This is a genomic window from Lentzea albidocapillata subsp. violacea, from assembly GCF_900100275.1.
Classification (GTDB): Bacteria; Actinomycetota; Actinomycetes; order Mycobacteriales; family Pseudonocardiaceae; genus Lentzea; species Lentzea violacea.
In genome coordinates this window covers 1-13323 of sequence record NZ_FNET01000032.1, presented here as the reverse complement: position 1 = coordinate 13323, position 13323 = coordinate 1, and the positions used below count along the sequence as shown (strand labels likewise).

12 protein-coding genes are annotated in these 13323 nt (G+C 68.6%); 6 read left to right on the top strand and 6 right to left on the bottom strand.

What is annotated here, in order from left to right:
- Positions 1-477 carry a carboxypeptidase regulatory-like domain-containing protein gene (locus tag BLR21_RS38650; RefSeq protein ID WP_169746023.1) on the top strand — a complete coding sequence of 159 codons (477 nt, stop codon included), beginning with the start codon at positions 1-3 and terminating at the stop codon, positions 475-477.
- A 285-nt stretch (positions 478-762) separates the two neighbouring features.
- Here BLR21_RS38650 and BLR21_RS38645 read toward each other — a convergent pair whose 3' ends face one another.
- From BLR21_RS38645 to BLR21_RS38620, 6 genes are all read right to left on the bottom strand, one after another.
- Positions 763-1248, bottom strand: a complete 486-nt coding sequence (locus tag BLR21_RS38645) for an Imm1 family immunity protein (protein ID WP_176929998.1) — start codon at positions 1246-1248, stop codon at positions 763-765.
- On the bottom strand, positions 1245-1910 hold the full coding sequence (locus BLR21_RS38640; protein WP_176929997.1) for a DddA-like double-stranded DNA deaminase toxin: 666 nt from the start codon (positions 1908-1910) through the stop codon (positions 1245-1247). The genes BLR21_RS38645 and BLR21_RS38640 overlap by 4 nt, the downstream gene beginning before the upstream one ends.
- A 111-nt stretch (positions 1911-2021) precedes the next feature.
- Positions 2022-3641 carry a chaperonin GroEL gene (groL, locus tag BLR21_RS38635; RefSeq protein ID WP_090014756.1) on the bottom strand — a complete coding sequence of 540 codons (1620 nt, stop codon included), beginning with the start codon at positions 3639-3641 and terminating at the stop codon, positions 2022-2024.
- 223 nt (positions 3642-3864) lie between these two features.
- Positions 3865-5088 (bottom strand): serine/threonine-protein kinase, encoded by a 1224-nt coding sequence (locus tag BLR21_RS38630; protein WP_090014754.1) that lies wholly within the window; start codon positions 5086-5088, stop codon positions 3865-3867.
- A gap of 68 nt (positions 5089-5156) precedes the next feature.
- Positions 5157-5363, bottom strand: a complete 207-nt coding sequence (locus tag BLR21_RS38625) for a cold-shock protein (protein ID WP_090014840.1) — start codon at positions 5361-5363, stop codon at positions 5157-5159.
- A gap of 80 nt (positions 5364-5443) precedes the next feature.
- Positions 5444-6094: an AIM24 family protein gene (locus tag BLR21_RS38620; RefSeq protein ID WP_090014838.1), complete on the bottom strand. Its 651-nt coding sequence runs from the start codon at positions 6092-6094 to the stop codon at positions 5444-5446.
- Between the two features lie 71 nt (positions 6095-6165).
- Between BLR21_RS38620 and moeA the strand changes: the two genes are divergently transcribed.
- From moeA to BLR21_RS38595, 5 genes are all read left to right on the top strand, one after another.
- Positions 6166-7362, top strand: a complete 1197-nt coding sequence (moeA, locus tag BLR21_RS38615; RefSeq protein WP_256335212.1) for a molybdopterin molybdotransferase MoeA — start codon at positions 6166-6168, stop codon at positions 7360-7362.
- 27 nt (positions 7363-7389) lie between these two features.
- The gene (locus BLR21_RS38610) at positions 7390-8817 is read left to right on the top strand and encodes a M48 family metallopeptidase (RefSeq protein ID WP_090014752.1); all 1428 of its coding nucleotides are present in this window, start codon (positions 7390-7392) and stop codon (positions 8815-8817) included.
- A gap of 204 nt (positions 8818-9021) precedes the next feature.
- Positions 9022-9717, top strand: a complete 696-nt coding sequence (locus BLR21_RS38605) for a phosphatidylserine decarboxylase (protein ID WP_030480613.1) — start codon at positions 9022-9024, stop codon at positions 9715-9717.
- Positions 9717-10685 carry a CDP-diacylglycerol--serine O-phosphatidyltransferase gene (pssA, locus tag BLR21_RS38600; protein ID WP_090014750.1) on the top strand — a complete coding sequence of 323 codons (969 nt, stop codon included), beginning with the start codon at positions 9717-9719 and terminating at the stop codon, positions 10683-10685. Before BLR21_RS38605 ends, pssA begins: the two co-directional genes overlap by 1 nt.
- A gap of 110 nt (positions 10686-10795) precedes the next feature.
- Positions 10796-12961: an AAA family ATPase gene (locus BLR21_RS38595; RefSeq protein WP_090014748.1), complete on the top strand. Its 2166-nt coding sequence runs from the start codon at positions 10796-10798 to the stop codon at positions 12959-12961.
- The last annotated feature ends 362 nt before the right edge of the window (positions 12962-13323 follow it).

Genomic DNA, 13323 nt, shown 5'->3' with positions numbered 1-13323 from the left:
ATCGACCCGCGCGACGACCGCAGGGGCCCCGAGGACACCGCAGTCCTCTCCGAACTGAACAGGCTCGTGGACGAACTGGACCCGCCGCCCGCCGACCTGGTGGACCGCGTGAAGTTCGCGATCGCCCTGGAGTCCCTGGACGTCGAGGTCGCCCGCTGGGAACGCGCCGGCTCGTTCGCCGGAGTCCGGGGCGGGCAGACCGGCACGATCACCTTCACCGTGGACAACCTGACGTTGATGGTGAACTTCACCTCGACCGGGTCACGGCACCGGATCGACGGGTGGCTGGTGCCGGCCGGGGAGCACGAGGTCGAGGTCCGGGTGGCCGATCATCAGTCGTCCTGCACTCGGGCTGATGATGGTGGGCGGTTCGTGTTGCCTGATGTGCCGGCTGGGACCACCCAGATTCTGGTGCATCTGGTGAATTCTCGCGGAGAGCCTGGGCGGACTGTGGTCACGCCCACGATCATGCTTTGAGTTTTTGGTTCTACGGCGGCTTTCTGGGGTTCTGGGGTTTTTCAGTGGGTCGACTTTGGCTGGACGATTTGGGTTCCAGCGGAGTGGTCGCCTGGCGTGCGCGTAGTCACCTTGCGCAGGTGGCTGGGCAGGTCATGACGGGCCGGATCAATTCATCGCCGCTTCGCGACGATTGCGATTGGGGCTTGGTTTGTACGCCTCGGCTTCGCCATTGCCGTTGGTTGTTGGGTGGCTCGCCCAAGCCTTCCGGCTTGTCCGCGACGATAGCGAGCTCGGGTGCACCGCTCAGGAAACGTCCGACTCCTGCCAGTCCACGCAGGTCGGACGCTCACCGGTCTGACGGAACTCCTCGAGCGCCTCGACTATTCGGGCGATCGGGAGTGCCGAGTTCTTCGGAAACGGCGTCTTCGTGTCGGTGTCGACGTACAACGTCGGCGAGTCCGACGTTGGCTGGTCGCCAAGGGTGGCGTACACGCCGGTCGAGTCGTCTCCGGCTGCGGGCGGTTCCCAGGACTCCGGGCTGAGGAACAGCAGCGCGCCCTGCCGCTCGGGAATGGCCACGGCGACTTTGATCAGGGTGTCCGGCTCGTCGTACGGACCGACCCTTGGACGTTCACGGGCGACGATCTGCGAGGGATGCGGTTGCCCGTGCGCCAGCATGTACTCCAGCAGCTCCTTCAACTCGGAGCTGGAGGTGACGGCCACGGGAACGTTCGCAGGCCTGGCGACATCGTCGCCCCGGTAGTACCAGACATCAAGCGTGTAGCTCACCGGGTGCCTTTCCCCTGGAACGTGTGGGACCTTACCGGATCGTGTACGACCAGCGTTTGCCCTGGCAGGAGCAGCAAAGGCAACAGCTCGAAGCACGACAGGGGTCCCTCGCAGAGCCGGTTGTTCACCACCACCTCGGCGCGCCGGACACCAGACATCCGCATGCGCCACCCCACCTTGGTCTCGACGTGCTGGGCCGCAGTCGGGAACGTCCTCGGACGCACCCGGCCGATGGCGACCAAGTGCTGGGCGATGGCTCTGTCCTCACCGTTGGGTTCAGCGCCGCTCTGAACCAGATCGCCGTGCCGCTCCTCGTCGCGATGGAACCCGCTGGTGACGTAGGCCGGTAGTTGCGCGCGCTGGCGCTCGATCCACGTTGTCTGCGGGAAGGCTGGAGTTGACCCGGCCGGTGCCGTGGGGCTTGGCAGGTTCGGCGAAGCCCGGTCTCCCTGAAGGGTCTTGTGGTAGCTCTCGACGCCCCGCCGGACCACTGTGAGGGCCTGGGTCAACTCAGCAGCTCTCGTGGTGACATCTGACCACTGCCGCACCGCGCTGCGCGGCCTCGTCAGCGAGTTGTCCCGCCTGCTCCAGGGCCGCTGCCACCTGCAGACTTGGTCGACCACCCGGTTCAGCTCGGCGGACACCTCTTCGAACGACGCCATGCGCACCCCTGTCCACAGCATCGCATTCGCTCACCCGAAACCCGGCAAGCCGAAAGGCCCGGCTCGCCGAAGCGAACCGGGCCTTTCAGAGGTGATGCGAAGCGGGCGGACTCAGAAGTCCATGCCGCCGGCGTCCGGTGCTGACGGAGCAGCGTTCTTCTCCGGCTTGTCCGCGACGACGGCTTCCGTCGTCAGGAACAGGGCGGCGATGGACGCGGCGTTCTGCAGCGCGGAGCGCGTGACCTTGGCCGGGTCGATGATGCCGGCCTTGATCAGGTCCTTGTACTCGCCGGTCGCGGCGTCCAGGCCCTCGCCCGCGGGCAGGGACTTGACGCGCTCGACCACGACGCCGCCTTCGAGGCCGGCGTTGACGGCGATCTGCTTCAGCGGAGCCTCGACGGCGACCTTGACGATGTTGGCGCCAGTGGCCTCGTCGCCCGTGAGCTTCAGGCCCGCGAAGGCGGCCTCGGCGGCCTGGAGCAGCGCGACGCCACCACCGGCGACGATGCCCTCCTCGACGGCGGCCTTGGCGTTGCGGACCGCGTCTTCGATGCGGTGCTTGCGCTCCTTGAGCTCGACCTCGGTGGCCGCGCCCGCCTTGATGACGGCGACGCCGCCGGCGAGCTTGGCGAGGCGCTCCTGGAGCTTCTCGCGGTCGTAGTCGGAGTCCGACTTCTCGATCTCGGCGCGGATCTGGTTGACGCGACCCTGGATCTGGTCGGCGTCACCGGCACCCTCGACGATGGTCGTCTCGTCCTTGGTGACGACGACCTTGCGGGCCTTGCCCAGCAGCGAGATGTCGGCGTTCTCCAGCTTCAGGCCGACGTCCTCGGTGATGACCTGGCCACCGGTGAGGGTGGCGATGTCCTGGAGGATGGCCTTGCGGCGGTCACCGAAGCCAGGCGCCTTGACGGCGACGGACTTGAAGGTGCCACGGATCTTGTTGACGACCAGGGTCGCCAGGGCCTCGCCCTCGACGTCCTCGGAGATGATCAGCAGCGGCTTGCCGCCCTGCATGACCTTCTCGAGGAGCGGGAGCAGGTCCTTGACCGTGGAGATCTTGGAGCCGAACAGCAGGATGTACGGGTCCTCGAGGGTCGCTTCCTGACGCTCGGGGTCGGTCACGAAGTAACCGGAGATGTAGCCCTTGTCGAAGCGCATGCCTTCGGTGAGCTCAAGCTCGAGACCGAGGGTGTTGCTCTCCTCGACGGTGATGACGCCTTCCTTGCCGACCTTGTCCATCGCCTCGGCGATGAGCGCGCCGATCGTGGGGTCAGCGGCGGAGATGGACGCGGTAGCAGCGATCTGCTCCTTCGTCTCGATCTCCTGGGCGTTCTTCAGGAGCTGCTCGGCAATGGCCTCGACGGCCTGCTCGATGCCGCGCTTGAGGCCGAGCGGGTTGGCGCCGGCAGCCACGTTGCGCAGGCCCTCGCGGACCAGAGCCTGTGCGAGCACCGTCGCGGTGGTCGTACCGTCACCGGCGACGTCGTCGGTCTTCTTCGCGACCTCCTTGACGAGCTCGGCCCCGATCTTCTCCCACGGGTCCTCGAGCTCGATCTCCTTCGCGATGGAGACGCCATCGTTGGTGATGGTCGGCGCGCCCCACTTCTTCTCGAGCACGACGTTGCGGCCCTTGGGGCCGAGCGTCACCTTGACGGCGTCAGCGAGGATGTTCATCCCGCGCTCGAGACCGCGACGGGCTTCCTCGTCGAACGCAATCATCTTGGCCATTGCGGTGTGTTCCTCCGCCTATGTGGATTCTGGGCCACTGCGAGCGCTTGCCCGCAGCGGAACACGATTCGCGTGGCCAGGCTCGGTGCCCGCGACGGACGACCCCGGAGGGCCTCACCGTCCCAGCCTCACTTTTTGGCACTCGATGGAGCCGAGTGCTAGTTCGTGTTTAGCACTCGGGCACGTCGAGTGCAAGCGAACCCGGACGACTCGCAGGCGACTCTCAGCGTGATGTGCGCACCGGCACAGAGGTCGGCAGCGGCTTCTTCGAGGTCGTCTCGTCGCCGATGTTCAGCGACGGGGCGGAGCTCTTCTTGGGCTGCCGTGCGGGCTCGTCACCAGGCGAAAGGATCACCACCACGATGATGATCACCACGATCGCCGCCACGGCCGCGATGACCGGCGCGAACCACGCGGGACGTTCCTTCTTGCCCGACGACGTGAACGCGCTCACGCCCACCTGGTTCGGCGGGCGCAGCCGGACCGGGTCCTGCAACTGCTGCTGGTAGCCGCCCTGGTACTGCCCCTGCTGCACCGGCATCGGCCCGGAGACCGGCGCTTGAGCGGGGAACGAGCCGGACTGCGGTCCGAGTTGAGCGGGAGCCGAGCTCTGCGCGACCCCGGCGAGAGCGACGCGGGCGGCGTTGATGAGCTCGGCGCAGTTCGCGTACCGCTGCGCCGGGTCCTTCGAGGTGCCCTTGCGGATCACGTCGTCGATCGCCGGCGGCAGCGCCACGACCTGTGACAGCGCGGGCACGACGCTGCCGAGGTGGCCCGCGATGACCTCCTGCACGCCGCCCTGGAACGGCGGACGGCCGGACAGGCAGGCGAAGAGCATGCAGGCGAGGGCGTACTGGTCGGTGCGGCCGTCGACGGGCTCGCCGCGCAGGTGCTCCGGCGCCGCGTAGGTCGGCGAGCCGAGGAAATCACCCGTTCGGGTGCGGTGCCCGGTGGCGCCGCGGCGGGTCAGGCCGAAGTCGGCGACGTAGACGTGCTCGCGCACGCCCTCCTTCTGGGTCACCAGCACGTTGGCCGGCTTCACGTCGAGGTGCACGAGGCCCTTGCCGTGCAGCATGTCGAGCGCTTCGGCCACCTGGGCGAGCAGCATCAACGTGCGTGCCGGGGTGAGCGGGCCCTCCTTGATGTGCCCGGACAGGTCCTGGCCGTCCACGAGCCGCATCGCGATGTAGAGCAGGCCGTCGACCTCGTCGAAGTCGTACAGCGGCACGATGTTCGCGTGGTCGATCGCGGACGTGTTGCGCGCCTCGTCGACGAACCGCTCGCGGAACTCCGCGTCGGGCGCCAGGTGCTCACCGATGACCTTGAGAGCGACCTTCCGGCCCAGTCTCACGTCTGTGGCCCGGTACGTCACGCTCATGCCACCGCGACCCAGCACACCGTCGATCCGGTAATGGGCGATTCGCCGTCCGCTCAGGTCCTCCGACACGCGAGGCAGCCTAACGTCCGGCCGGATCGGCGTGCCGGGGGTTGGCCCAAGCTGTGATCAGGTCGGTTCTAACTGGCGCGGCGCACGTCCGAGGCCTGGCTGCGCCCGTCCCGCCCGGCCTGCACCTCGAACTCCACCCGGTCGCCTTCTGAGAGCGTCCGGAAGCCTTCCATCTGGATCGCCGAGTAGTGCACGAACACGTCGGGCCCGCCATCGGTTGCGATGAAGCCGTATCCCTTTTCGGAGTTGAACCACTTGACGGTACCGAGAGCCAAGACGTCCTCCTTCAGATCACGCACCTCGCGCAAAGCGCAGAACGCAACGCTAAAGAAAGAAATCTCACGCGGATACCTCCTTACGGAGTCATGAACGAGGGGCTGACTCCGTTGGCGCGCAACCAGGTGGTGAGCCTGCGGGGTCCACGCGCCTGGGTCAGCACGGCACCGGGACCGGCGAAGTCGAACACCAGGCCCTCACCTGTCTGAATGGATTGCGCGCCATCCGGTGCCGAGGGCCGAAGACGGCATTGCACGGTGTCCGCGAACGCCACGACGTGATCGCTGCTGATGGTCACCGCTTCGCCTGCTTCCAGCGTCACGAGGTCGAGCGCGCCGTAACAGGCGAGCACCATCGCTCCCTGACCATGCGCGTAGTTCATGAAGCCCTCGGCGCCCCCGAAGATCGCCTGCATCGGCGGCGCCCCGGGGTTCATCGCGACCGTGCTGCTCGACGCGATCCAGCTGTGCCGGGCGAGGCACCAGCCGTGCGTACCGTCGAGCTCGACCTGGTGCAGGTCTCCCGGCAGCACGGGCGCCGCGTCGATCCAGCCGCCCTCCGCGCCCGCCGTGCACAGCGCGACGGCCTTGGCGCCCGCGCCCTTCACCTCGACGACGAGCCCGTAGCTGGTGGCCGCGATGGTCAGCGGGTCCGCCACCACCGCCTCGCCGGGCGCGAGAACGAGTCTCGCCACGCCGAACGTCGGTGTGTGCCTGGTCCGGACCTGCACGAACAACACCTCCGGGAGGAAACGGGGCAAAGCGATCGTCACGGCCACCGCGACGTTGGCAGTATGCAGTCGTGTCCCCCACCACTGTCGCCGAACACCGCCAGCGCGTCGCGGAGCTCGTCGGGTCGATGCCCGTGCTGCAACTCCCGCTCGAGGAGTGCCTCGGGCTCGTGCTCGCCGCCGACGTCATCGCGCCGCTCGCCCTGCCACCGTTCGACAACTCCGCGATGGACGGGTACGCGGTGCGCGCCGCCGACCTCCGCCGAGACGAGACGGTCCGTCTCGTCGTGGCGGACGACATCCCGGCGGGCCGCACACAGCTGAACCCGCTGGAGCCCGGCACGGTGCAGCGGATCATGACCGGCGCCCCGCTGCCTCCCGGCGCGGACGCGGTGGTCCAGGTCGAGTGGACCGACGGCGGCACCGAGACCGTGGCCATCCACCGGGCCGTGGAGCCCGGCCAGAACATCCGCATCGGCGGCGACGACGTGCAGAAGGGCGACGCGGTGCTGGCCGCGGGCACCGTGCTGCGCCCGTCCACGCTCGGCCTCGCCTCCGCACTCGGCCTGCCCGAGCTGCCGGTCCGCCGCCGCCCGCGCGTGCTGGTCCTGTCGACGGGCTCCGAGCTGGTCGAACCGGGCCGGCCGCTGGAGCTCGGCCAGATCTACGAGTCGAACGGCATGATGCTCGCCTCCGCCGTGCGGGACGCGGGCTGCGTCGCCACCCAGCTGCGGTTCGTGCCGGACGACGTCGAGGCGTTCCACCAGGCGCTGAAGCCGTACCTGGGCGCGGTGGACGTGATCGTGACGTCCGGCGGGGTCAGCGCGGGCGCGTACGAGGTGGTCAAGGACGCCCTCGCGGACCACGACATGCAGTTCACCAAGGTCGCGATGCAGCCGGGTGGACCACAGGGCTCCGGCCGGTACGAGGGCGTGCCGGTGCTGTCGCTGCCGGGCAACCCCGTGAGCGCGCAGGTGTCGTTCGAGGTCTTCGTGCGGCCGGCGCTGCTGGCGTCCATGGGCCACCGGCAGACCGAACGTCCCACCGCACGCGCGAGGATCACGACGGGGCTGACGTCTCCGGCGGGCAGGACGCAGTTCCGGCGCGGCCTGCACGACCCGTCGTCCGGCCAGGTCGTGACGCCCGTCGGCGGTCCGGGATCGCACCTGCTGTCGGCGCTCGCGCTGTCGAACTGCCTGATCGAGGTGCCCGAGGACGTGACCGAACTGGCTGCGGGGGCCGAGGTCACCGTGAGATACCTGCAGTAGTTCTGAACGATCTGGGGGAAGCAGGACATGAGAGCGGCGCTGGCATTGGTGATGCTCGCCGGGTTCTTCGTGCTCGCGGTGGGCATCATCGCGAGCCTGGGCGTCCTCGCGTCCGTCCTCTTCGGCCGAGGTGACGTCGAGGGCGGGTCGTGGCTCCTGGCGTTGGCGCTCATCTTGGCCGCGCCGACGCTGTACGCGCTGGTCAGAGCGATCTGGGCGCGCCCGCGGGCGACCGGCGTGCCACTGACCCGCGCGACGCACCCCGAGCTCTGGCGGCACGTCGACGAGCTCGCGGCGATCGCCGGCACCCGCAGTCCTGACGACATCCGGCTCGTCAACGAGGCGAACGCGGGCGTCTGGGAACGCCGCGGCACGCGGTACCTGGAGCTCGGCCTGCCATGGGTGGCCGGCATGACGATCGGCGAACTGCGGTCGGTCCTCGCCCACGAGCTCGGCCACTACGGCGGCGGGCACACGCGACTCTCCGCCGTCACGTTCCGCGCGAAGGTCGCCCTCGGGATGATGAGCGAGCAGGGCGCCGGTTACCTGAGCGGTGTCCTCTACGCGTGGGCGAGGCTGTATGCGCTGGTCGCCGCCTCGGCGAGCCGGGTACACGAGCGGTTCGCCGACGAGGTGTCCGTCGCGGCGGCCGGGCGTGAGGCGTCGATGCGGTCGTTGCTGCGCGGCGGCCCGCTCGGCGTCGCCTGGGCCGACTACCAGCGCTGGTACGTCGCGCTGGCGGTGCTGGCCGGACGCACGCCGCCGTTGCTGGAGGGCTTCCGCGCCTACCTGGACCACCCGCGGCGCGTGCACCAGCTGCGCGAGATCGAGCCGCTGCTGGCCGCGCAGGAGCCGAAGTCGGTGTTCAACAGCCATCCGCCGGTCCGGGAGCGGGTCGCGACGATCGCGCGGCTCTCGCCGTTCACCGGCGGCGTGGCCGAGGCGGTCGACGAACGGCAGTCCTGGCCGTTGCTCGACGGCACGCCACCCGAGGAGGTGGCGGCGCTCGTCGGGGTGCAGGGGCCACCGATCACCTGGGAGGAGCTCGCCGCGCTGGCCGGACCGGCGCTCGTCCGTCAGCACGCGGACCTGCTGCGGCACGCGGGCAGGGTGAGCAAGGTCGGCGAGACGCCGGCCGACGTGCTGGCGGCGTTGTCCCGGGCCGAGCTGCACAAGCTGACCGGAGCTCCTGTGGACGCCTCGCTGACCACGGAGGAGGTGCACGAAGCGGCCGTCGACGCCGTGACGGAACTGCTCGGGTGCATGGTCGCTGACCTGCTCGTGACGGCCGGCCGCGCGACGCTGGAACTCAACTGGGGCGGACTGTTCGTACTGCGGATGCCGGACGGAGCTGCGGTCTATCCGGAGGACCTGGTCGCGCCCGCCGTGCGTGACGCAAACCAGGTGCCTGACGTGCGTTTCAGACTGCAGGCGCTTGGCGTCGACGGACTGTGACGGAACGCTCACCCAGCGACGTTGTTCACGCCATGTGACGGGGATTACACTGACCGCAGGTGCCGGTCGGCCCCTGCATTCGTCGGGGGATGCACGGGCCGACCGGCCACTTGTCTTTCCGGCAGTCCCGATGGGCGGTGTGGCGTGTTGCCGTAGCGTGATGCTGCCCGACAATCCACGGAAGCTACGGAACCCACAGACACGATGAGCAGCGAGAAGCCCGTCTCCCACTTCCTCGAACTCGCGCGCGGCATGGTGCCGCCGATGCACCCGGCTGGGCGCCCGTTCGTCGCCGGTGCGGCGATCGCGACCCTCCTCGTCCGGCTGCGCTTCAAGCGCCTGGGCGTCGTCCTCGCGCTGGTCACGGCGTGGGTGGCGTGGTTCTTCCGCGAGCCGAAGCGCGTGACGCCGACCCGTCCGAACCTCGCCGTGGCCCCGGCCGACGGCACCGTCTCGCACGTGGTCGACGCCGTCCCGCCCGCCGAGCTCGGCCTCGGCTCGCAGCCGATGACGCGCGTCAGCGTCTTCCTCTCGGTCTTCGACGTGCACGTGCAGCGCGTGCCCGCGGACGGCGAGGTCGTCCAGGTCTCGTACCACCCCGGCAAGTTCCTCTCGGCCGACCTCGACAAGGCCTCCGAGGAGAACGAGCGCAACACCGTGTTGCTGCGCACCGTCGACGGCCACGACCTCGTCGTCGTGCAGATCGCCGGCCTGGTCGCGCGCCGCATCGTGTGCGAGGTCGCCGAGGGCGAGAAGGTCACCGCCGGCCAGACCTACGGCCTGATCCGCTTCGGTTCGCGCGTCGACCTCTACGTCCCGCGCGGTAGCCGTGTCCTGGTCGAAGCAGGCCAGCGCACGATCGGCGGCGAGACCGTTCTCGCCGAACTCCCGGAGGCCTGATGGCGCCCAGCGGGCCCGGCGTTCGCCTGCTGCCGAACGCGATCACAGTCCTGGCCATGTGCTCGGGCCTGTCCGCGGTGCACTTCGCGAACGTCGGCATGTGGGGCGCGGCCATCGCCGCGATCGCGGCAGCAGCCGTGTTCGACGGCCTCGACGGCCGCATCGCCCGCATGCTGGACGCGACGTCGAAGATGGGCGCGGAACTCGACTCGCTGGCCGACGCCATCTCGTTCGGCGTCGCGCCCGCACTCGCGATCTACCTCTGGAAGTTCGAGGGCAGCCGCGCCGGCTGGGTCATCGCACTGATCTTCGCCGTCTGCATGGTGGTCCGCCTGGCCCGCTTCAACACGTTGCTGGAGAAGGAACAACCGCCGTTCGCGAAGGAGTTCTTCGTCGGCGTCCCCGCTCCGGCCGGCGGCTTGTTGCTGCTGCTGCCTTTGATCATCGAGGAGCAGGTGCGGAGTGACGGCTGGTGGAACAGCCCGATCGTCGTCGGCGTATGGACTGTGGTCGTGGCGATGCTTTTGGTATCGCGGATTCCGACTTTGTCCGTGAAGACCGTGAAGGTGCCGCCGCGTGCGGTCGCGCCTTTGCTGGTCCTTATCGGACTGCTCGCCGCCGCGATCATCACGTACCCGTTGGTGGCTTTGATCATCGCAATGGTCGTGTATTTGGCGCACCTGCCTTACTCGGTGCGCCGGTACATGTGGCTGTCCAAGCATCCTGAGGCGTGGACCGTTACCGGGGCTGATCGTCGTGCCATCAAGCGGGCGCATGGGGTTGCGGCTCGTCGGCTTGGGCTGCGTCAGCCTTTGCACGGTCGTGTCGCTGGTGCGGCCATGCGGGCGGTGCGCCGGCCTCGGCGTGACGCTTCTACCGCTGCTGCGGCGGAAAGCGCGGCGTCCGGTGCCAACGGGCGCCGCCGTTCGTGGCGTCAGCTGGGACTGAGGCGCCAGCCCAAGCGCTGATCGCCAGCACTTCCAACCGGGGCCGGGCACGTCGAACGTGTCCGGCCCCGGTTTTTGCCCCCGCTGCCAACGAACTCCGCATTCGGACGAGGTCAACTAGAGTCGTCGGCGTGATCACGCTGACGGCTCGCCTGTCCCCGTCCGCTCTGGACACCCGGCGCGGCGTAGTCCGCCTCCACCCGGAGGTGCTCGACGCCCTGGGCCTGCGCGCCTGGGACGCGGTGAAGCTGACCGGCGCCCGCGTGAGCGCTGCCCTGGCGGCGGCGGGCGAACAACCGCCCGGCGTCGTCCTGGTCGACGACGTCACGCTCACCAACCTGGGCGTGGTCGAGGGTTCCGAGATCGTCGTGGCCCCGGTCCAGGTCACGGCCGCGCGCTCGATCACCGTCGCAGGCTCCCGCCTCGCCACCACAGCACTAACGCCGGAACACGTGCGCATGGCGTTGACCGGCAAGGTCCTCACCGTCGGCGACAACGTCTCGCTGCTCCCCCAGGACCTGGCACCGCCGCCCGGCGCGAACCTCTCCGAGACGCGCCGCAAGCTGTCCAACGCCATCGGCATGACGTGGACCAACGAACTCATCACCATCACCTCGACCGACCCGGCGGGCCCGGTGGCGGTGCAGCCGTCGAGCGTCGTGGGCTGGCGCTCGGCCCAGGCCCCGGCCGCCGAGGTGACCCCTGTCGTGGTGCAGGAGAAGCACGACGCACTCCCCGTCGCCGACCTGGTGGGCCAGCGCGACCAGGCCCGCCGCCTCACCGAGTGGCTGGAACTGATGTTCCGCCAGCCAGAACTCCTCACGAAGCTGGGCGCCTCCGCGAGGTTGGCCGCAATGGTCAGCGGCCCGGAGGGCGTCGGCAAGGCAACGCTGGTCCGCGCGGTAGCCAGGTCCCTCGACGCCGCCGTGGTGGAACTGGCCGCCCCCAGCATCGCCGTCCTGGAACCGGGCGCGATGGCCAAACAACTGGGCGACGCGATCGCAGGCGTCCCAGAACAGCCCACAGTCCTGCTCCTGACAGACATCGACGCCCTGCTGCCCACCACCCCACCACCGGTGGCCACCGTCGTCCTGGACATGCTCCGCACAGCGATCTCCCGCCCGAACCTCGCCCTGGTGGTCACCTCGGCAAGGGCAGAATCCGCGGACGCCCGCCTACGCGCCCCAGACCTGGTAGACCGCGAACTGACGCTCCCCCTGCCGGACACAGCAGGCAGAACCGAACTACTGCGCGTACTGCTCCGCGACGTCCCTTTGGAGTCCGATGTGGACTTCGGCGAGGTAGCCGCCCGCACTCCAGGCTTCGTAGCGGCAGACCTCTGCGCCCTCCGCCGAGAAGCAGCAGTCCGAGCCGCCCTACGCCAACGCGAGGTGGCAGAACCCCGAGTGGGCCAGGAAGACCTGCTGGCCGCCCTGAACACAGTCCGCCCGATCTCCATGTCCGCCTCGGACACCGTGCAAACCGGCGGACTCACGCTGGACGACGTAGGCGACATGAAGGAGGTCAAGCAGGCCCTCACCGAGGCAGCCCTCTGGCCCCTGCGCTACCCGGACTCCTTCGCCCGCCTGGGCGTAGAACCCCCACGAGGCGTCCTGCTCTACGGCCCACCGGGATGCGGCAAGACGTTCCTGGTACGAGCCCTGGCAGGCTCAGGCCAACTGAACGTCCTGACGGTCAAGGGCGCCGAACTGATGGACAAGTTCGTAGGCGAGTCGGAACGAGCAGTACGAGAACTCTTCCGCAGAGCAGCAGACGCAGCCCCGGCCCTGATCTTCCTGGACGAGGTGGACGCCCTCGCCCCACGCAGAGGCCAATCCTCAGACTCAGGCGTAACCGACCGAGTGGTAGCCGCCCTCCTGACAGAACTGGACGGTGTAGAACCACTGCGCGACGTAGTGGTGATCGCCGCAACAAACCGCCCAGAGCTGATCGACCCGGCCCTACTACGCCCAGGCCGCCTGGAACGCCTCGTCTACGTGCCACCACCAGACGCAGAGGCCCGCACGGAAATCCTCAAGGCAACATCCCGCAACACACCACTGTCCGAAGACGTAAACCTGGCCACCCTGGCAGGCGAACTGGAAATGTACTCAGCAGCGGACTGCGCAGCCCTAGTACGAGAAGCAGCACTAACGGCAATGCGCGAATCACTAGACGCAGCAGAAGTAACACAAACCCACCTGACAAAAGCACGAAACGTAGTGCGCCCATCCCTGGACCCAGCACAACTGGTGTCACTAGCCGCATACGCAGCAAACCGCAGCAGCAACGCCTAACAGCCAGCGAAGCCGAAGGCAAGCCGTCCTTACCGCGCGGGCCAGGCGGTGGGGTCCCATCACGAGTCGCGCCATAGCCCTTGCTGCATGTGAGAAGGGGTGTCAACTCGACACGCTTTTCGTCGAGTTGACACCCCTTCTCACATGTGGCCCGCTCTTGGCTCGGCTCGTGATGGGACCCCACCGCCAACGCAACCCTCAAAGCAACAGAGAGGATGTTGTGGCGGGATCGCCTGGGCTGGTCTGACCCTCAAAGCAACTGACCAGGGTGTCTTTCGCCGGATCTGTCGTCCGGCCTGGCGGTCTCGCGTGCACGTCACCAGGCGGGCGGAAGTGACCTGATAGGAGCCTGTCTCACCAGG